Below are 18788 nucleotides of genomic sequence, written 5' to 3'. Positions count from 1 at the left end.
GCGGTCAGGCCAGCTGCAGCGTGGTGACGCAGGTCGGGCTGTCCTCCCGGGTGGAGAAGTCCACCTCGCCGACCTTGCCGTCGTAGGAGACCGTCAGCGTGCCGTCGATGTCACGCGGCAGCCAGAAACCGACGAACCCGTTGTCGTAGGTGGTGGTCTGCTCGTCGACGAGCACCTCGCCCGCGTCGTCCACGATCGTCACCTCGACGTCCTTGCCCCCGAGCTCGCCCTTGCAGGTGGTGAGCGAGTGGTAGAAGCACTCGTGCGTCTGGTCCACGAACGGCGCCACGGACAGGTAGAACTGGTCCTCGGGCAGCTCGAGCGCAGCCTCCTCCTGCCCGGTGGAGACCACGAGCTGGTCGACGCGGACGGACGCCATGAGGTCCGCGGGGCGCTCGGCCACCGGCAGGCGGTCGAGCTCGTCGATGACGTCCTTCGCCGGCCGACCGTCGAGGTCGTAGGCCGCGAGGCTGGCGTCGACGCCCGACGCCGGAGCCTCGCTCGCGGTCGCCGCCCCGTTCCCGGCCGCCTGCGGTGCCGGTTCCGTGGAGCAGCCCGCCAGCAGCAGCGCCGCTCCGGCCACCGCCACGGTCAGTCGTCGCACCATCGTCTCTCCTCCGTTCCCGAACCCCGCGGGTTCATCACCGTCCGTAACAATGGCATTGTCCGATGCGCCCGGTATGGGCCGAAGGTCACGTCCACGGAGCGTCGAACCGGCTGCCGGCGCGGCAGAGCGCTCCTCGCCGACGCGTTCCAGCGTGCCCGTGAGCAGGGCGCGACCCGCTCGGAGCTGGCCACGGACTCCCGCACCGGTGCGCTCGGGCTCTACCAGCGCGTCGGCATGGAGGTCACGGCGGTGTGGGTCAACCGCGCCGTGAGGAGTCACTCCCTGAGGTAGGCGTCGAACGTCCCGGGCCGCGGCTGTCGCCACGCGTCCACCGAGTAGCCCGGGTCCCACGGGAAGTTGCCGAGGACGTCGTCCGTGGTCAGCTGCAGCACGGGGACGGAGTGCTCCGCCGGCCGCTGGTAGTGAAGGTTGGCGGCGAAGACGATCTCGCCGGGGTTGGGAGACTCCTCGACGAAGACCCGGTGCTGCCAGTGCTCGAACGTCACCACCTCGCCGGGGACCAGCTGGCGCCCCTCGTAGACCTGGCGGGACAGGTCGTTCAGCAGGCCCTGCGCGTTGTGCATGTTCAGCCCTGTGGCCAGCAGCTCGGGGTGGCCGACGCCGAACAGTCCGATCGTGTAGCACAACGACGTCCGCCCGGCCTCGAAGTCCCCGATGACGTACTCCAGGTGGACCCCGGTCTCCCGGATGTGCTGCCCCACGAGCTGGGCCTGCTGGTCCAGCCACGCCGCGATCCTGGCCTCTTCCGTTCCCGACATCGCCCTCTCCTTTCGTCCCCGTGGACGCTACGGCTGGGGCGCGGCCACCGTTCGGCGCGATCCACAACGTCATGGCGGCGGCCCGGGTCGTCCACAGTGCACGGCTGGAGGGACCGGCGACTCCGCGCGGCGGGAGGAGCCCGCCGTTCGGACGTGACGTCCAGGCGGGCGGGCGAGCCGCGGTCCGGGACGGGGTGGCGCGCCACCCCGTCCCCGCTCGGCCGCCCGCGGTGGCCTCACGTGACCGGGCGGGTCACGTCGCACTTCCGCGGGTGAGCGTGCTCCCCCGGGGCGGCCGTCCGCAGCACGAGGACGGCCTGGCCCCGAGCCCCGTTTCCGTCCGCAAGCGTGCCACCGGTTTTGGACGGATGGTGGGACAAAAGCCACTGCCGAGGATAGGGCGGAGGGTGTACCGGGCGCAGGGAAATGGGGGTTCGACTTCCTGCCGGCCGGGCATGATGAGACCCATGGCCGACTTCACCGGCTTCCCCGCCTGGGGCCCGCAGTTCTACGCCGAGCTCGAGCGTCACAACACCCGCGACTTCTGGGCGGCCAACAAGGAGCGCTGGGAGCACGACGTGCAGGGCCCCATGCGCGCGCTCGTCGCTGCGCTCGAGCCCGAGTTCGGCCCCGCCGTGGTCTTCCGTCCCTATCGCGACCTGCGGTTCGCCCGGGACAGGTCGCCGTACAAGACCCACCAGGGGGCGACCGCCGGTCCCGCGCCCGCCCTCGGCTACTACGTCGCGCTCGACGCCGACGGGCTCACCGTCGGCGGCGGCTTCCGCGCGCACTCCCCCGCCCAGACCGACCGCTTCCGCAATGCGGTCGCCTCCGACGCCGGAGCCGCGCTGGAGGGCATCGTCTCCTCCCTCGTCGGCCGGGGATACGTCATCGAGGGCGCCGCACTGAAGACCCGGCCCCGCGGCTACCCGGCCGACCACCCCCGCATCGACCTGCTGCGACGGAAGGAGCTGATGGCGGTCACCAACGTCGGCACGCCGGAGTGGCTGCCCACCCCCGAGGCTCTGGACCACGTGCAGCAGATGTGGGGGGAGCTCCGGCCGCTCGCCGATTGGGTGGTCGCCCACGTGGGGCCGGACTGACCTCGGGCCTCTGCCGGCGCGGCAGGACGAGGAGGCGGAGCCACGGCGGGGCGGCCCCCCGGTGGCGCGGGCGCCGCTCCGGCTGCGTAGCATCGACGGGACTTTCGTCGAGCCCAGCGGTCGCACGATGCGGCGACCCGAATTCATGAGGAGCACACATGATCCCTGCAGGCGCCGGTGAGATCCCGGTCGATGGTGACGACCTCGCCCGGCGGGTCGCCGGGTCGCTCCGCGACTCCCTGCACCTGCGCGAGAGCGACGTCACCGTCACCGCGGAGATGACCTCCCCGGACGCGGTCGACGTCCTCAACGTCGACCTCTCCGGCAGCGTCATCGACAACCGTTACCTCTCCCGCACGTCGATCAGCCTGCGCCCGCCGCGGTCCACCGCCGGCGGCACGCCCGCCGAGCTGCAGTCGTTCACCCTCGTCGGGCAGCCGGTGACCGCCTTCGGCGCCCCGGTCTCCGTGCAGGTGGAGGCGAACCACGTGCCCGCCACGTGGCTGCACGACGACTCGGCCCAGCTCTGGCTCGCGTTCCGTGACGAGCGGTCCACCACCGGTTCGACCTCCGGCCGCGCGGTGGTCGAGGGAGAGGTCGCCGCCGTCAGCGCCGCCGCCACGACCGTGGCCGCCGAGGTGGGGAAGAAGAAGGGCGTCACGATCAAGGACGTCAAGGTCACCCCGCGGACCACGGGCCCGAACCGCTGGAGCGTGGACCTCGAGGCCAAGGTGACGAAGGGGATCGCCTCCGCCAACGTCACCGGGCACGCCCAGCTCCGGCTGGACGAGGACATGGTCGTCCACGTCGAGGAGCTGACGGCGAAGGCGGGCGGCATGATCGGCAAGCTCGCCGGCGGCATCATCGAGTCGATGCTGGGTCGGTACCGCAACCGGACGATCGACCTGAAGAAGCAGACCTTCGCCGGCGCCCACGTCACCGCGGTCGACGTCGAGCTCGCCGAGCGCTTCAAGGTCACGGCGACGCTCGGGTCGTAGCGACCCTCGCGGTCCTCGGCGACCGCTGAGACGACGGCGCCCGTGCGCGCGGACCGCACGGGCGCCGTCGGGCCGCGACGGGGTGGCCAGGGGCGGCGGACGACGGACATGCGCGTCCGCCGTCGGGGCGCGGGACCGGAGCGGGCTCGGCGGTGCCGCCATCGCCCGGGGTAGCGCACCGCCGGTACGCGTGCGACTCTCGTCTGGTGGACCGCGACGCACCCGCACCCACGACCCCCCTGCCGGACCCCGGCGCCCCGCAGGGAAAGCCCCGCTCGTTCTTCGGTCACCCGCCCGGCCTGGCGAACCTCGCCGGCGTGGAGATGTGGGAGCGGTTCAGCTTCTACGGGATGCAGGGCATCCTCATCTTCTACCTGTACTACTCCGCCACCCAGGGCGGGCTGGGCCTCTCCGAGGCGGCAGCGACCTCGATCGTCGGTGCGTACGGCGGGCTGGTGTACCTCTCGGCCATCCTCGGCGCCTGGGTGTCCGACCGGCTCTTCGGCGCCGAGCACACGCTGCTGGGCGCCGCCGTCCTCATCATGTGCGGGCACATCTCGCTGGCCGTCGTTCCCGGCTTCCTGGGGGTGGGGATCGGCCTGGTCTGCATCGCGTTCGGCTCCGGGACACTCAAGGCGACGACCAGCTCCGTGCTCGGCGACATGTACGAGCCGGACGACACACGGCGCGACGCCGGGTTCTCCATCTACTACATGGGCGTCAACCTCGGTGCCCTCATCGGTCCGCTGCTCACCGGCCTGCTGTGGAAGATGCAGGGCTTCCACTGGGGCTTCGGGCTCGCGGCCCTCGGCATGGCTGCGGGTCTGGTGCAGTACCTCATCCTGCGCCGCTCGACCATCGGGTCGGCGGGCCACGAGGTCACCAACCCGCTGCCCACGAACCAGCGCGTGCGGTACGCGGGCGTCGCGATCGCCGTCGTCGTGGTGGTCGCCGCCCTCTCCCTGCTCGGTGTCATCACCGCTGAACGTCTCGCCGCGATCGTCGTCGTCCTGACGCTCCTCGCGGCGGTGGCGCTGTTCACCCTCATGCTGCGCTCGCGCAAGATCGACGAGATCGAGCGCGGCCGCGTCGTCTCGTTCATCCCGATGTTCATCGCCAGCGCCGCGTTCTGGTCGCTCTTCCAGCAGCAGTTCACGGTGGTCTCGGTCTACGCCGACCAGCGCCTGGACCGCACGTTCTTCGGCTGGACCATGCCGCCGAGCTGGGTGCAGTCCATCAACCCCATCTTCATCATCATCTTCGCCGGCGTCTTCGCGGCGATGTGGCAGCGCATGGGGCCGCGCCAGCCGACCTCCCCGTGGAAGTTCGCGATCGGGACCATGGTGATGGGCGTCGCGTTCCTGCTCTTCATCCCCTATGCCGGCGGGGGCGCGAACAGCACGCCGCTGCTCTGGCTGGTGCTGATCCTGTTCCTGTTCACGATGGCCGAGCTGTTCCTCTCGCCGGTGGGGCAGTCACTCTCCACGAAGCTGGCGCCCCGGGCGTTCCACACGCAGATGATCGCGCTGTTCTTCCTCTCCGTCGCCGTCGGCTCCGCCGCCGCCGGCTGGCTCGCACGGTTCTACGACCCGAACAACGAGGTGCCCTACTTCCTGTTCCTCGGCGGTACCTCCATCGTCATCGGCATCGTGATCGCCGTGATGAACCGGTGGATCACCCGGAAGATGGCGGGCATCCACTGACCGTCTCGGGCGGGTCGGCGGGCAGCAGCACGGTGGCGAGGATCCGCCGCCTCCTCCCCTGCGCCGGCGGCAGCTCGCGGTAAGGGGCGACGACGGCACGCAGGTCGGCGACGAGCCGCGCGGTCTCCTCGTCGCTCAGGTGGAGGGCGGCGCGGCGGTAGCCCACCTGGTCGCGCGCCAGGTCGACGTCCTCCCCGGCGACGTACCGGTCGTGGTCCGCGACGAGCCCGAGTGCGAACGTGAGGAACGCCTGCTCGTGGTCGCGCCGGCTCATGCCCTGCGCGTCCTCCGAGCCGACCGCGACCGGCGCGTCGGCGGCGAGCCGGTAGGTCCGTTCGACGGCGCCGCGCACCGGCCGTTCGGCGACCGTCTCGAGCACCCCGCCCGCCACCAGCGCCGCGACCTGGCGGTACAGGGTGGCGGCCGGGACCTCCGGAAGCTCCCGGCGCAGGTCAGCCGTCGTCAGCGAGCGTCCGCCGAGGAAGGCGTGGACGACCTGCAGCCGGACGGGGTGCAGAAGGATCTCCGTCGGGCGCACGAGCCCATCTCCTCCTCGGGAACGATGACACCGTTCTCACTTGTGGGAACGATAGCAGCGCCAGACCGGCGGCGCCCGAGCCGCTGGCACTCCCCGAAGGACCGACATGACCGCGACACGGACCGACACGGCCGAGATCAGCATCCGCTCCGGCGAGCACATCCTGGCCGGGACCCTCACCGTCCCGGAGGGGGCGGGCCCGTTCCCGGCGGTCCTCCTCGTTCCGGGCTCCGGCCCCGTGGACCGGGACTCCAACGTCAAGAGGCTTCCCCTGGACGTCACCGGGCAGCTCGCGCGGGCGCTGGCCGGCGCCGGCCTGGCGACCCTGCGCTACGACAAGCGCGGCGTGGGCGCCAGCACCGGGGAGTTCCGCAGCGCCGGGTTCCTCGACGGCGCGGACGACGCCGAGGCCGCGCTCGAGGTGCTCGCCGCCGCGCCCGGCGTCGATCCCGAGCGCGTGCTGGTGCTCGGTCACAGCGAGGGGGCGCTGCTCGCCGGCATGGTCGCGGCACGCTCGGGCGTGCCCGCCGGGGTGGTTCTCCTCTCCGGCTCGGCGACGCCCGGGGAGGAGCTGCTGCGCTGGCAGGCCCGCCAGATCGCGCCGACGCTGCCCGCTGCGGTGCGTGCGGTCCTGCGACTGATGCGCACCGACCTGGAGAAGCGGGTCGCGAAGAACCACCGGACGATCAGGGCGACGACGACGGACGTGGCCCGCGTCGACGGCACCCGGCTCAACGCCCGCTGGCACCGGGAGTTCATGGCCTACGACCCGCGCGTCGACCTCGCCCGCATCCACGTCCCCGTCCTGGCGGTCACGGGCACCAAGGACCTCCAGACGCCGGTCGGCGACCTCGCCACCATCGCGAGCACCGTGCCGGCTGCCGTGGAGACGCACGAGGTCCCTGACGTCACCCACATCCTGCGCCGTCAGGACGGACCTGCGTCACTGAGCGCCTACAAGAAGGAGGTGCGCCGGCCGCTCGACGACCGCGTGGTCAGGCTGGTCACCGACTGGGCCGTCCGGCAGGTCGGGGCCGCCGTCGGCCGAGGCTGACGCCACGTCGGGGGCGCCCTCGGGCCGGACCTGACGGCGCGGCGCCGACCGAGGCGGCCCGAGGGCGTGCCGCGCTCAGCGGCGGCCGGCCCGGCCGACGAGGACGCCGGCCGCGAACCCCGCGACCCCGACGGCGAGCGCCCCCGCGTACCGCTGGAGCAGCACGGGCAGGACGGCGGACCCGAGGTCGATGGCGTCGTCGCCCGGCGGCGTCGCGGTCGGTTCCCGGCGCGGCGCGGAGGAGGGCGCGGGACGCGGGGCGCCGTCGGCGGCGCGCTGCGGTCGCTCCGCCGGCGCCGCCTGCGGCGAGGGTGACGGGGCCGCCCGCGGCGGTGACGTCACCGGAACGCCGTCGGACGCCGCCGCGTCCGACTCCGCGCCCGTCCCGCCGTCCGGCTCCGCGGTGGCACCGTCCCCGGCGCCGGCGGAGACGGCAGCCGGCACCGCCGGACGGGTGCGCGTGGCCTCACCGTCGCCGCTCTCCGCGAACTGACCCTCGATGCAGGCGACGAACTGCCCGAGCAGCTTGTCGGAGACGTCCTGCATCACGCCCCGGCCGAACTGGGCCGGCTTGCCCGTGACCGACAGGTCCGTGAGGACCTCCGCCCGGGTGCCGTTGCCGTCGCCGGTCAGCGACACCGTCACCGTCGCCGACGCGGTGCCGTTGCCGCGCCTGTCCTTGCCCCGGGCCTCGATGACGGCCCGGTGTCCGGCGTCGTCGCGCTCGACGAACTTCCCGGACCCCGCGTACGTCAGGGCGATGGGCCCGAGCTTGACCTTGACGGTCCCGGAGAACTGCTCGGCGTCGGCCTCGGTGACCGTCGCGCCGGGGAAGCAGCTGCCCACCCGGTGCAGGTCGGTGAGCAGCTGCCACGCCCGGTCCGGGTCGGCCGGGACGGTGAAGGAGTGCGTCAGCTCCATCGGCTCAGGCTCCCGCGCCCACGGCCGACAGGACAGCCCTGCGCGTGAGCACGCCGGCGAGGTGCCGGCGGTAGTCGGCGTCGCCGTTGAGGTCGGACGGTGGCTGCGTCCCCTCCCCCACCCGCGCGCAGATGTCCCGGAGGTTCTCCGCCGTGGCCGCGACGCCGAGGAGTGCGCGTTCGACGTCGTGGGCGCGCACCGGCGTCGAGCCCATGTTCGTCAGCGCCACCCGCGCCTCCGCGATGGTTCCGCCCTCGGCGCGGGCGGTGACGGCGACCCCGACGATCGCCCACTGGTGGGCGACGCGGACGAACTTCTCGTACGCGCTCCCCCAGCCGGTGTGCTTGGGGATCTCGATCGCGACGAGCACCTCCCCCTCGCCGACCGCCGTCTCGAAGAGGTCGACGAAGAACTCGGTCGCGGGCACCCGCCGCTCGGCCCCGCCGGGCCCGCCGATGACCATCGTCGCGTCGAGGGCGAGGACCGGGGCGCCGACGTCACCGGCCGGGTCCGCGTGGGCCAGCGCCCCGCCGAGCGTGCCGCGGTGGCGGATCTGCGGGTCGGCGACCGTGGTGACCGCCTTGACGAGGACCCCTGCGTGCTCGGCCACCGAGGGGTCGTCGAGGAGCTGCTGGTAGGTGGTCATCGCCCCGACCCGCAGGTGGTCGCCGGCGTCGGTGATCCCGGCGAGGCCGGGCACCCGGCTCAGGTCCACGAGCACCTCAGGGGTGTTCAGCCGCATCCGCAGCACGGGCAGCAGTGACTGCCCGCCGGCGATCACCTTGGCGTCGTCGCCGTGCTCGGCCAGCGTCGCGAGAGCCTCCTCGAGGCTCGCGGGCGCCACGTAGTCGAACGTCGCGGGGATCATCGCGCACCACCTTCCGGGTCGTCCTGGTTGGGCTGGCCGGGCGCGAAGTGCGGTGGCGCCTCGGGCCGGCCGGGGTCGTCGGGCGCGGTGCCGGCGGTCGGTCCGGCCGGGGCGGCTCCGGAGTCCGTGCCGGCCGTCGTGCCCGCGCGGATCGCTTCGGCCATGGCGTCCGGTCCGTCCGCCGCGCTCGCCCGCGCCGCGGAGGCCCCGACGGCGGAGGCTCCGCCGTCGGCGTGAGCGCCCTTTCCGGTGGCACCGGCGTCCTGGACGGCCCGCCACACCTTCGCCGGGGTGAGCGGCATGGTGATGTCGTCGACCCCGAGGTGCCGGACGGCGTCGAGCACGGCGTTGACGACGGCGGGGGTCGAGGCGATGGTGCCTGCCTCGCCGACGCCCTTGGTGCCGAGATCGTTCGTCGTCGACGGCGTGACCGTGTTGTCGGTGACGAAGGAGATCGTGTCGGCCGTCGTGGGGAGCGTGTAGTCGACGAACGAGCCGGTCACGAGGGTGCCCTGCTCGTCGTAGACGGCCTCCTCCCACAGCGCCTGCGCGATGCCCTGCACCAGCCCGCCGTGGATCTGTCCCTCGACGAGGAGCGGGTTGACGATCGTGCCGACGTCGTCCACGCAGACGTAGCTGCGCATCTTCGACTGCCCGGTCTCGGTGTCGACCTCCATCGCGCACAGGTGGGTGCCGTGCGGGTAGGAGAAGTTCACCGGGTCGAACGTGGCGTCGGCGTCGAGGCTCGGCTCCATCCCGTCGGGCAGGTCGTGGGCGCCGAAGACGGCCAGGGCGAGGTCGGTCAGCCCGATCGCGGTGTCGGTGCCCTTGACCTGGAACTTCCCGCCCGCGAACTCCAGGTCCTCCTCGGCCGCCTCGAGGACGTGCGCGGCGAGCGGCCGCGCCTTCTCGATCACCTTGTCGGCGGCCTTGACCACGGCCTGGCCGCCGACGACGAGGGAGCGGGAGCCGTAGGTGTCCAGCCCCTTGTGGGAGATCTGGGTGTCGCCGTGCAGGACCTCGACGTCGTCGAACGGCACGCCCAGCCGGTCGGCGACGATCTGGCTCCAGGCGGTCTCGTGCCCCTGGCCGTGCGGGGAGGACCCCGTGATGACCTCGACCTTCCCCGAGGGCAGCATCCGGATGGAGGCGTGCTCCCAGCCGCCGGCCCCGTAGCTCAGCGCGCCGAGCACCCGGGAGGGCGCCAGCCCGCACATCTCCGTGAAGGTGGAGATGCCGATGCCCAGCTGGACCGGGTCGCCGCTCGCCCGCCGCTCCGCCTGCTCCCGGCGCAGCCCGTCGTAGCCGAAGAGCTCCTTGGCCCGCGCCGTCGCCGCCTCGTAGTTGCCCGAGTCGTACTCCAGCCCGGCCACGGTGGTGAACGGGAACTCCTCGTGCCTGATCCAGTTCTTCTCCCTCACCTCCAGCGGGTCCATGCCCAGCTCGACGGCGAGCTCGTCCATCATCCGCTCGATCGCGAAGGTGGCCTCGGGCCGGCCCGCACCGCGGTAGGCGTCCGTCCACGTCTTGTTGGTGAAGACGTTGGTGCAGGTGAAGTGGTACGCGGGGAACTTGTAGATCGCGTTGAACATGAACGCGCCGAGGATGGGCACCCCCGAGGTGACGAGCCCGAGGTAGGCGCCCATGTCCGCGGTCAGCTCCACCTTCAGGCCGGTGACGGTGCCGTCCTTGCGCGCGGCGAGGGTGAGCTTCTGCCACTGGTCGCGGCCGTGGTGGCCGGAGAGCAGCGACTCGCTGCGCGTCTCGGTCCACTTGCACGGCTTCCCGGTGTGACGGGCCGCGAGGAAGGTGATGACCTCCTCCGGCGTGACCTGCAGCTTGCCGCCGAACCCGCCTCCGACGTCGGGGGCGATGACCCGGACCTTCGACTCCGGCACGCCCAGGGTGAGGGCGAGCATGAGCCGCAGGATGTGCGGCACCTGGGTGGCGGACCACATGGTGAACTGCTCGCCCGTGGGGTCGACGACCGTGGAGCGTGGCTCCATGTAGGACGGGATGAGGCGCTGCTGGCGGAACTCCCGCTCCACGAGCACCTCGGCGTCACGGATGGCGTCCTCGACGTCCGAGCCAGTCCCGGCCTGCGCGGAGTCGAACGTCCACACGGCGGAGACGTTGGTGCCGAGGTCCGGATGGGCGAGCACCGCGCCAGCTGCCGCCTCCTTGAGGTCGACGGCGGCGGGCAGCTCCTCGTAGTCGACGTCCACCAGCTCCGCCGCGTCCCGGGCGGCGGCCGCGCTGCGCGCGACCACCACGGCGACGATCTCGCCGGCGAAGGCCACGCGGTCGACGGCGACCGCCGGGTGCGGTGGAGCCTTCTGGTCCGGGGTGATCGGCCAGGCGTTGGGCAGAGAGCCCTGCACGTCGGCCACGTCGCGCCCCGTCAGGACGGCGACGACGCCGTCGGACTCCCGGGCCGCGGCGGTGTCGACCGACGTGATCCGCGCGTGCGCGAACGGGCTGCGCACCATCGACAGGTGCAGCATGCCGGGCAGCACGATGTTGTCCGTCCAGCGGGTGCGGCCGGTGATGAGCCGGCGGTCCTCCTTGCGCTTCCGGGCGGCGCCGACCTCGGTGGTCGGGCGGTCCTCGACGGCGGTCACGGCTGCACCTCCATGACGGGCACGGGGCGGGCGGCCGCCTGCTGCACGGCCTTGACGATGTTGTGGTAGCCGGTGCACCGGCAGAGGTTGCCCTCCATGCCCTCGCGGATCTTCTCCTCGGTGAGGTCCTCGGTGTGGGCGATCAGGTCGGCGGCCTGCATGATCATGCCGGGCGTGCAGTAGCCGCACTGCAGGGCGTGGCAGTCGTGGAACGCCTGCTGGACGGGGTGGAGCTCGCCGTCGGTGGCGAGCCCCTCGATGGTGGTGACCTCGCGCCCGTCGGCCTGGACGGCGAGGACGTTGCAGGACTTCACGGAGCGGCCGTCGAGGTGGACGGTGCAGGCGCCGCAGTTCGAGGTGTCGCACCCGATCACCGTCCCGGTCTTCCCGAGCGTCTCACGCAGGTAGTGGACCAGGAGCGTCCTGGGTTCGACCTCGTCGGTGTACCGGGTGCCGTCGACAGTCACGCTGATGCGGGTCATGGATCCTCCAGGTAGGGACGTCGTCGTCACCTCGGATCATGTCGGGCATCGCCGGAACGGGCAAGCATTTCGGTGACCCGGATCACACACGACGGTCACGAGCGGGTCATGGCGCCGTCGTCGTCCGGGTCACGGTCGTCGTCGTCCGAGGCCGCCTCCGCGACGGCCGCGAGCTCGGCCTCGTCCTGGATCGCCGCGAGCTCGGCGTCCTCGTCGAGCCGCGGCTCCGCGTCGTCCACGAACGCCGCCGCGTGCTGGTGGATCGGGCCGGAGGTCTCGGTGAGCCGCTCGCCGTCGCCGCCCCACTGCAGGGCGATGATCTCCGCGGCGATGCTCACCGCGGTCTCCTCCGGCGTGCGCGCCCCGAGGTTGAGCCCCACCGGGGAGGAGAGCCGGGACAGCTGCTGCTCGGTCAGCCCGTTCTCCCGCAGCCGCCGCAGGCGGTCGGTGTGCGTGCGGCGGCTGCCCATCGCCCCGACGTAGGCGACGTCCGGCCCCGTCAGCGCGGCGGTGAGCAGCGGGACGTCGAACTTCGGGTCGTGCGTGAGGACGCAGACGACCGTGCGGGAGTCGACCCGGCCGGCCGCGATCTCCTCCGCGAGGTACTCGTGCGGCCAGCGCACCACGACCTCGTGGGCGTGCGGGAACCGGGACGCGGTGGCGAAGACGGGGCGCGCGTCGCACACCGTGACCTGGTAGCCGAGGAAGGCCCCGATCCCGGCGACGGCGGCCGCGAAGTCGATCGCCCCGAAGACGAGCATCCGCGGGCGAGGGGCGTAGGAGGAGACGAACACGCGCATGCCCTGGCCGCGACGCTCGCCGTCGGGCCCGTACTCGAGGGTCTCGGTGCGTCCGGCGGCCAGGAGGCCCCGGGCGTCGTCGGTCACGGCGTCGTCGGCGCGGTCCGACCCCAGGCCGCCCTGGACGGGGGCGCCCTCGGGGCGGATGACGAGGCGGCGGCCCACGCGGCCCGGGTCGGGGTGCGTCACGACGGTGGCGACGGCGACGGGCCGCCCCGACCGCACGTCGTCGGCCACGTCCCCGAGCTCGGGGAAGTCGGCCTGCGAGACCCGTTCGACGAAGACGTCGAGGATGCCGCCGCAGGTCAGCCCGACGGCGAAGGCGGACTCGTCGCTGACGCCGTACCGCTCGAGGGTCGGGGTGCCGGAGGCGATCACCTCCTCGCCGGTGGCGTAGACGGCACCCTCGACGCAGCCGCCGGAGACGGAGCCGACCGCCTCCCCGCCCGGACCGACCAGCATCGCCGCACCGGGCGGCCGCGGCGCGGAGCTGAAGGTGGCGACGACGGTCCCCATCGCCACCTCCTTGCCGGCCTGCCACCACCCCAGGAGCTCGTCGAGAACGTCACGCACTGCCCACCACCTCCAGCAGCTCGGTGAAACTGGCCAGCGAGTGGCCGGGGACGAAGACGTCGACGTGCGGCAGGGCCGCGACGATACCGGCCTGGACCGGCCGGTAGCCCGGCCTTCCGCGGTGCGGGTTCGCCCACACGACCGTGTGCGCGAGAGCGTGCAGGCGGCGCATCTGCTCGGCGAGCAGGTCCGGGCCCTGCCGCTCCCAGCCGTCCGAGCAGATGACGACGACGGCCTGGCGCGCGGTGCCCCGCCGGCCCCACCGGTCCAGGAACGCGCCGAGGGTCTCCCCCAGGCGGGTCCCGCCGGACCAGTCCGGGACGGCCTCGCCGGCCGCGGCGAGGGCGCGCTCGACGTCGCGCTCGCCCAGGGCGGCGCTCACCCGGGTCAGCCGCGTGCCGAGGGTGAAGACCTCGGTGGTGCGCGGGGCCGCGCGCACCATGGTGTGGGCCAGGCGCAGCAGCGAGTCGGCGTAGGGGGCCATCGAGCCGGAGACGTCGAGCAGGACGACCACCCGGCGGGGCGTGGTCGACCGGCGCCGGTGGTGCACAGGGCCGGGCTCGCCCATGCGGCGCAGCTGCGCCCGCAGGGTGGCCCGCCCGTCGACGGCGCCGGTGCGCGCGGGCACGTGCCGGTGGGCGCGGCGAGCCGGCGGCCGGGGCCGCAGGGTGGCGAAGAGTCGGGCGAGCTGGGCCCGTTCGGCGGCGGCGAGCGTGGCGACGTCGCGGTGGCGGAGCACCTCGGTCCCCGACGCGGCGGCGGAGAGCGGCTCCCCCGCCCCGCCCTCGCCGTCGGCGGTCGGGGTCAGGGACGCCTGCGGCGTCGTGGACGACGGCGGACGCGGGCGCGGGGTCAGGTGCATGGCGGTGCCGCCGAACCAGGCGGTGAAGACCTGGTCGTAGACGGGGGCGTCGGCGGGGTCGGCGGTCATCGTGGCGCGGCCGGCCCAGTACACGCCGGAGCGGTCGTCGAGGGTGACGAGGGCCGCGGCCTGGAGGAAGGAGCGTTCCCGGTCGGCGGTGACGGGCAGCCCGGCGGCGCGCAGGGCACGGGCCAGGCCCAGCAGGGTCTCGGTCGCGGTCCACATGCCGGCCTACCGGGTGAGCATCTTGTCGAGGAGCTGGCGGACCCGTTCGGCGTCCTCCCGGTACTTCACGGCCGTCCCGAGGGTCCGGGCCGCCGACTCCACGTCGACCTCGCTGGTGCCGAGCGCCGCGAGCGCGCGGGCCCAGTCGAGCGTCTCGGCGACGCCCGGCGCCTTGATGAGCTCGCCCTGGCCTCGCAGTGCCTGGACCAGGTTGACGACCTGCTCGCACAGGGCGGGGTCGACCCCCGGCAGGCGCGTCCGCACGATCGCCAGCTCGCGTGCCAGGCCCGGGTGGTCGATCCAGTGGTAGAGGCAGCGACGCTTGAGGGCGTCGTGCAGCTCGCGGGTGCGGTTGGAGGTCAGCACCACGAACGGTGGCCGCGCGGCGGCGACCGTGCCGAGCTCCGGGATGGTCACCTGCCACGTGGACAGGACCTCGAGGAGGAAAGCCTCGAACTCGTCGTCGGCGCGGTCGATCTCGTCGACGAGGAGCACGCAGGGGCTCTCGCGCAACGCGCGCAGGACGGGCCGGGCCAGCAGGAACCGCTCGTCGAACAGCTCGGCCTCGAGGTCCTGGGCGGTGGGCGGGGCGGGCGCGCTATCGGTGAGGTCGTCGCCGCTCCGGCCGTTGACGGGGACGGCCCGCGCGCGGGCGGCGGCGAGCGCCTCCACGGCGCGCAGGTGGAGGATCTGGCGCGGGAAGTCCCAGTCGTACAGCGCCTGGGTGGCGTCGATGCCCTCGTAGCACTGCAGGCGGATCAGGGGCCGGCCGAGCACCTCGGCGAGCGCCTCGGCCAGGGCCGTCTTGCCGGTGCCGGGCTCGCCCTCCAGCAGCAGCGGCCGGGAGAGCTGGTGCGCGAGGTACGTGACGGTGGCCAGACCCGGGTCGGCGAGGTAGCCGGTGGTCTCCAGAGCGGTCGTCACGGCGGACGGGCTGGCGAAGACCTCCGTTGGCTCCATGGCCCGAGCATGCCGACCCGCGGCATCTGCGTCCACCGAACCGCGCACCGGCGCCTCGATCATGTCGCGGATCCGGGAAGGGGACGCGGCCCCGGACCGGCACCTAGTAGACCTTCGCCGGGACCGCGATGAGCTTGTCGTACAGGGATCCGGCGTTGAGGGACTGGATGTAGTCCATCATGTACTCCTGGCCGACGTCGACAGGGAACCGGTCCGCGAAGTTCACCCGTTCGATCGTCTCCTCACGGCTCCAGCCCTGGGCGATGGCGTCGGCCACGGCGCTCTTCCACTCCATGAGGATGGCCCGCTGCTTGTTGACGTAGCCGAGGGTTGTCACGGGACCGTGCCCGGGGACGACATGGTCGACGTCGAGCGACCTGATCCGGTCCAGGGACCTCAGCCACTCGTCCACGTCGGACGTCATGAGCCACGTCTGACAGTCGTTGAAGATCGTGTCTCCGGTGAAGACGACGCGCTCCTCCGGGACGTGGACGGCGATCTGGCCCGGTGTGTGACCAGGGGTGTGCAGGAGGTTGAAGGTGTGGTTGCCGACCCGCAGGGTCAGGTCGCCTGTGAAGACGACCTGGCCCTTGTTGGGGTCGCGGTAGTACTCGTCCCTGTCCGGGAAGAGCTCCTCACCGCCCGGGTCGTCCGGCAGCGCTTCCCGGGCGTACTCGAAAGGGTCCAGCTCGGGGTAGACCGTCATGAAGTTGTCATACACGCCCTGGTGGTGGACGACGGTCCCCGCACCGCGGAAGTAGTAGTTGCCGAAGATGTGGTCGACGTGATGCTCGGTGTTGATGACGTACCGGACGGGCCCCCAACTCTCCACCTCCTTCCTCATGGCGACCGCTCTGGTCGGCAGCTGCGGGGTGTCGATGACGACGGTCCCGTCGGAGGTGACGACGTAGGCGGGGTTGCTTCCTCGGACCTTCGTCTCGACGAAGACGTTGTCGGTGACCTTCTCCAATGGACGTACCTCTCTGTGCGTCGAAGCGTGGTGGTGGCGGCTTACGGCCGGGCGGGAGCGTTGGCGCCGACCGGATCGGAGTGCCGACGGACCAGGTTCCCGAAGAACTCGATGTGGGCGCGCGCCTCGGAGCCGGCGAGGGCCGGGTCCTGCAGCCGGAGCGCCTGCAGGACCGGGCGGTGCATCTCGCAGACCATGTGCAGGTCCCACTCGGACCTGATGACGCTGACCAGCGTGCCGGTCTCCACTCGCAGGGCCCGCCAGGTGTCCAGGAGGACCTCGTTGCCGGCCGTCTCGACGATGATCTCGTGGAACCTCGTGTCGTGGACCATCTGTGCGCGCGGGTCGTTGTCGCTCGCGGCCTCGCGCATGGCCTCGACCTCCACGGCGAGAGCGTCGAGCACGTCGTCGGTCATCCTGGACGCCGCCTCCTGCGCCGCCAGCTCCTCCAGGGCGGCCCGGACGGGATAGACCTGGAAGAGCCGCTCCGGCGACAGCTCGCGCACGCGAGCGCCCTTGTGCGGCCTGCTCTCGATGAGGTGCTGTCCCTCGAGGTCACGCAGGGCCTCGCGCACGGGCGCCTGGCTCGTGCCGAACTCCTTCGCAAGCTGGCTCTCGACGATCCGGTCCCCCGGCCCGTACGTGCCGTCGACGATTCGCTCGATGATTCGAGCCTTGATCTCCTCGCGCAGCACGGTGCGCACGATGGGCTGTTCCATGGGACTTCCCCCTTCTGGTCCGTCACCGCACAGTACCGGAGCAACCGATTATCGATGATCGCGAGACCGGCCGTCAAGGAGGAAACGCGCGAAACGTGAGCTTGGGAACCACTTGACGTGACGGGCGCCACTCCGCAATCATCGATATTCGCATATCGGTGAACCGCCAGGCCGTCCGGCCAGGCGCAAGACCAACGATGGAGTGGGTTCATGACCGACAGCACGCCCTCTGTCCCGACGTTCTTCGGTGACGACGACTTCCCCGTCGAGTGGGAGGACGGCCAGAAGGACCTCTTCTGGGTGCACGACGACCTGCACATCCCCAACCCGATCTCGCCGATGTACGCGGACATCGGGGGCTGGTGGCTCAAGTGCGACTACATGTTCCGGCGGTTCGGCACCCCGTTCGCCTCCGACTGGATCATGAAGATCATCAACGGGTACGTGTACACCGCCGCGGTGCCGGCCAAGGCGGGCCTGCACGCCGAGGGCAACGAGTTCGGCGCGCGCTACACCCCGCGTGTCCCGCTGGACCCGGAGTATCCGAACCAGATCGGCGCGTACCTGGGGTGGACGCTCCCCTACTACGCCGACAACTTCCTCGTGTGGTGGCGCGAGCGTCTTCGTCCCGAGATGGAGCGCAACTTCGAGCGGTTCGACAACTACGACCACGACGGCGCGAGCCTGCTGGAGCTGGCGATCCTCCTCGAGGACGTCATCGACATGCACGACCGGCACTGGCAGATCCACTGGGTGCTTAACTTCGCCCAGTTCTCCTCCACGACGGCGCTTAACGCGGCGATCGCGGAGGCCAAGGGAGAGGGTGACCATTCCGCCCTGATGGGCCGGCTGCAGAGCTCGACCGAGAACCGCAACTGGGACTCGATCAACGAGCTGTGGAAGATGAAGGAGAAGATCAAGGCCGACGGCGGCCCTGTAGCGGAGGCCTTCGAGAAGGCGACCGCCACGGACATCCTCGCCGCGCTGAAGGAAACTGAGGCCGGCCGCGCCTTCATCGCCGACCAGCTTGAGCCGTACCAGAAGGTCTACGGCTACAAGTCCATGTGGGCTCACGAGTTCTCCTTCAAGACGTGGCGGGAGAACCCGGCCCCGATCGTCGAGGCGGTCCGCGGGTATCTGGAGAACGACTACGACTTCCCCGCCGAGATCAAGGCCGTCGCCGAGGACCTCGAGGCGGCGAAGCGCGAGGTCATGGAGGGCGTCCCCGAGGGCGAGGCGCGAGACAGACTGACCTCCGCGCTCGAGCTGAGCCTGAAGATGAACCCGCTCACCCCGGACCATCACTTCTACATCGACCAGGGCACGAACGCGCGCGTGCGCATCGTGCTCGTCGCGATCGGCCGCAAGCTTGTCGAGGCGGGGGTGCTCACGGACCCGGAGGACGTGATGTACCTGCGGTACAACGAGCTGCGCGCCGTCATGGCCGGCGGCTACCCCGGCGACGCCGCCGAGCTCGTCTCCGACCGTCGGGACGCACGTGAGGACGCCTACGAGATCCGCCCGCGTGACTGGGTGGGCACGGCCGACCCGGAGCAGGTCGCCTTCCCCTACTGGTCGCTGTGGGCGTTCCCCGAGAAGCTCGAGCGCAAGCCTCCGGAGTCGGAGGACCTCGTCACCGGGTTGCCCGCGTCGTCCGGGGTCGTCGAGGGCACCGCCCGCGTCGTGGTCTCTCCAGAGGAGTTCGACCAGGTCCAGAAGCGCGAGATCGTCGTGTGCCGCATGACCTCGCCGGCCTGGGTCGTCCTGTTCACCAAGATCGGCGGCCTCGTCACGGACGCCGGCGGCATGGCCTCCCACCCCGCGGTGGTCTCCCGGGAGTTCTCGATCCCCGCCGTCGTCGGAACCTCTGACGCGACGCGCCGTATCAAGACCGGTGACCGCATCAGGGTCAACGGCTCGACCGGCCAGGTGGAGATCCTCGAGGGCTTCGAGCGCTCCTCCGAGCACCGCGCCGTCCGCGACCTCTCCGCCCACATCTGAGAAG

Annotated in this window: 17 protein-coding genes; 5 read left to right on the top strand and 12 right to left on the bottom strand. The window is 72.0% G+C overall.

Annotation, left to right across the window (positions count from 1 at the left end):
• Positions 1-4: 4 nt before the first annotated feature.
• Both ATJ97_RS18080 and ATJ97_RS18070 read right to left on the bottom strand, forming a co-directional pair.
• A complete protein-coding gene (locus ATJ97_RS18080; RefSeq protein WP_483866859.1) occupies positions 5-604 on the bottom strand; it encodes a CueP family metal-binding protein in 600 nt (199 codons plus the stop codon).
• A 278-nt stretch (positions 605-882) separates the two neighbouring features.
• On the bottom strand, positions 883-1386 hold the full coding sequence (locus ATJ97_RS18070; RefSeq protein ID WP_098484936.1) for a DUF4262 domain-containing protein: 504 nt from the start codon (positions 1384-1386) through the stop codon (positions 883-885).
• A 467-nt stretch (positions 1387-1853) separates the two neighbouring features.
• Here ATJ97_RS18070 and ATJ97_RS18065 point away from each other — a divergent pair, with 467 nt between their 5' ends.
• From ATJ97_RS18065 to ATJ97_RS18055, 3 genes are all read left to right on the top strand, one after another.
• Complete coding sequence (locus ATJ97_RS18065; protein WP_098484935.1) at positions 1854-2489, top strand: DUF2461 domain-containing protein; 636 nt, start codon at positions 1854-1856, stop codon at positions 2487-2489.
• Between the two features lie 158 nt (positions 2490-2647).
• Complete coding sequence (locus ATJ97_RS18060; RefSeq protein WP_098484934.1) at positions 2648-3487, top strand: hypothetical protein; 840 nt, start codon at positions 2648-2650, stop codon at positions 3485-3487.
• Positions 3488-3726: 239 nt separating this feature from the next.
• Positions 3727-5190, top strand: coding sequence for a peptide MFS transporter (locus tag ATJ97_RS18055; RefSeq protein WP_098485588.1), 1464 nt, complete (start codon positions 3727-3729; stop codon positions 5188-5190).
• On the opposite strand, the gene ATJ97_RS18050 is transcribed toward ATJ97_RS18055, so the two are convergent.
• Positions 5162-5728, bottom strand: coding sequence for a helix-turn-helix domain-containing protein (locus ATJ97_RS18050; protein ID WP_098484933.1), 567 nt, complete (start codon positions 5726-5728; stop codon positions 5162-5164). The two genes, ATJ97_RS18055 and ATJ97_RS18050, sit on opposite strands and share 29 nt — an antisense overlap.
• A 106-nt stretch (positions 5729-5834) precedes the next feature.
• On the opposite strand from ATJ97_RS18050, the gene ATJ97_RS18045 reads away from it, so the two are divergent.
• A complete protein-coding gene (locus ATJ97_RS18045; protein WP_098484932.1) occupies positions 5835-6782 on the top strand; it encodes an alpha/beta fold hydrolase in 948 nt (315 codons plus the stop codon).
• A gap of 75 nt (positions 6783-6857) precedes the next feature.
• Here the strand turns inward: ATJ97_RS18045 and ATJ97_RS18040 are convergent, their stop codons facing one another.
• The 9 genes from ATJ97_RS18040 to ATJ97_RS18000 all read right to left on the bottom strand — a co-directional run bounded on the left by ATJ97_RS18040 (position 6858) and on the right by ATJ97_RS18000 (position 16783).
• Entirely contained in the window at positions 6858-7703 is an 846-nt protein-coding gene (locus ATJ97_RS18040; protein ID WP_098484931.1) for an SRPBCC family protein, read from the bottom strand.
• Between the two features lie 4 nt (positions 7704-7707).
• Positions 7708-8571, bottom strand: a complete 864-nt coding sequence (locus tag ATJ97_RS18035) for an FAD binding domain-containing protein (protein WP_098484930.1) — start codon at positions 8569-8571, stop codon at positions 7708-7710.
• The gene (locus tag ATJ97_RS18030) at positions 8568-11192 is read right to left on the bottom strand and encodes a xanthine dehydrogenase family protein molybdopterin-binding subunit (protein WP_245862714.1); all 2625 of its coding nucleotides are present in this window, start codon (positions 11190-11192) and stop codon (positions 8568-8570) included. The genes ATJ97_RS18035 and ATJ97_RS18030 overlap by 4 nt, the downstream gene beginning before the upstream one ends.
• Entirely contained in the window at positions 11189-11674 is a 486-nt protein-coding gene (locus tag ATJ97_RS18025) for a (2Fe-2S)-binding protein (RefSeq protein WP_098484929.1), read from the bottom strand. Before ATJ97_RS18025 ends, ATJ97_RS18030 begins: the two co-directional genes overlap by 4 nt.
• A gap of 95 nt (positions 11675-11769) precedes the next feature.
• Positions 11770-13047, bottom strand: coding sequence for an XdhC family protein (locus ATJ97_RS18020; RefSeq protein WP_098484928.1), 1278 nt, complete (start codon positions 13045-13047; stop codon positions 11770-11772).
• Positions 13040-14134 (bottom strand): vWA domain-containing protein, encoded by a 1095-nt coding sequence (locus ATJ97_RS18015; RefSeq protein WP_098484927.1) that lies wholly within the window; start codon positions 14132-14134, stop codon positions 13040-13042. Before ATJ97_RS18015 ends, ATJ97_RS18020 begins: the two co-directional genes overlap by 8 nt.
• 6 nt (positions 14135-14140) lie before the next feature.
• Positions 14141-15094: an AAA family ATPase gene (locus tag ATJ97_RS18010; RefSeq protein ID WP_098484926.1), complete on the bottom strand. Its 954-nt coding sequence runs from the start codon at positions 15092-15094 to the stop codon at positions 14141-14143.
• 103 nt (positions 15095-15197) lie between these two features.
• Positions 15198-16064 (bottom strand): MBL fold metallo-hydrolase, encoded by an 867-nt coding sequence (locus ATJ97_RS18005; RefSeq protein ID WP_098484925.1) that lies wholly within the window; start codon positions 16062-16064, stop codon positions 15198-15200.
• Positions 16065-16105: 41 nt separating this feature from the next.
• A complete protein-coding gene (locus tag ATJ97_RS18000) occupies positions 16106-16783 on the bottom strand; it encodes a GntR family transcriptional regulator (protein ID WP_098484924.1) in 678 nt (225 codons plus the stop codon).
• A gap of 210 nt (positions 16784-16993) precedes the next feature.
• On the opposite strand from ATJ97_RS18000, the gene ATJ97_RS17995 reads away from it, so the two are divergent.
• Positions 16994-18784 carry a PEP-utilizing enzyme gene (locus ATJ97_RS17995; RefSeq protein ID WP_098484923.1) on the top strand — a complete coding sequence of 597 codons (1791 nt, stop codon included), beginning with the start codon at positions 16994-16996 and terminating at the stop codon, positions 18782-18784.
• The last annotated feature ends 4 nt before the right edge of the window (positions 18785-18788 follow it).

Origin of the sequence: Georgenia soli (assembly GCF_002563695.1) — a bacterium.
GTDB lineage: Bacteria > Actinomycetota > Actinomycetes > Actinomycetales > Actinomycetaceae > Georgenia > Georgenia soli.
This window is presented reverse-complemented; position numbering and strand designations above follow the sequence as displayed.

Coding starts and splice junctions, on each gene's coding strand:
- ATJ97_RS18065 (WP_098484935.1), top strand. CDS start 1,854: ATGGCCGACTTCACCGGCTTCCCCGCCTGGGGCCCGCAGTTCTACGCC.
- ATJ97_RS18070 (WP_098484936.1), bottom strand. CDS start 1,386: ATGTCGGGAACGGAAGAGGCCAGGATCGCGGCGTGGCTGGACCAGCAG.
- ATJ97_RS18060 (WP_098484934.1), top strand. CDS start 2,648: ATGATCCCTGCAGGCGCCGGTGAGATCCCGGTCGATGGTGACGACCTC.
- ATJ97_RS18015 (WP_098484927.1), bottom strand. CDS start 14,134: ATGTGGACCGCGACCGAGACCCTGCTGGGCCTGGCCCGTGCCCTGCGC.
- ATJ97_RS18035 (WP_098484930.1), bottom strand. CDS start 8,571: ATGATCCCCGCGACGTTCGACTACGTGGCGCCCGCGAGCCTCGAGGAG.
- ATJ97_RS18025 (WP_098484929.1), bottom strand. CDS start 11,674: ATGACCCGCATCAGCGTGACTGTCGACGGCACCCGGTACACCGACGAG.
- ATJ97_RS17995 (WP_098484923.1), top strand. CDS start 16,994: ATGACCGACAGCACGCCCTCTGTCCCGACGTTCTTCGGTGACGACGAC.
- ATJ97_RS18040 (WP_098484931.1), bottom strand. CDS start 7,703: ATGGAGCTGACGCACTCCTTCACCGTCCCGGCCGACCCGGACCGGGCG.
- ATJ97_RS18045 (WP_098484932.1), top strand. CDS start 5,835: ATGACCGCGACACGGACCGACACGGCCGAGATCAGCATCCGCTCCGGC.
- ATJ97_RS18010 (WP_098484926.1), bottom strand. CDS start 15,094: ATGGAGCCAACGGAGGTCTTCGCCAGCCCGTCCGCCGTGACGACCGCT.
- ATJ97_RS18000 (WP_098484924.1), bottom strand. CDS start 16,783: ATGGAACAGCCCATCGTGCGCACCGTGCTGCGCGAGGAGATCAAGGCT.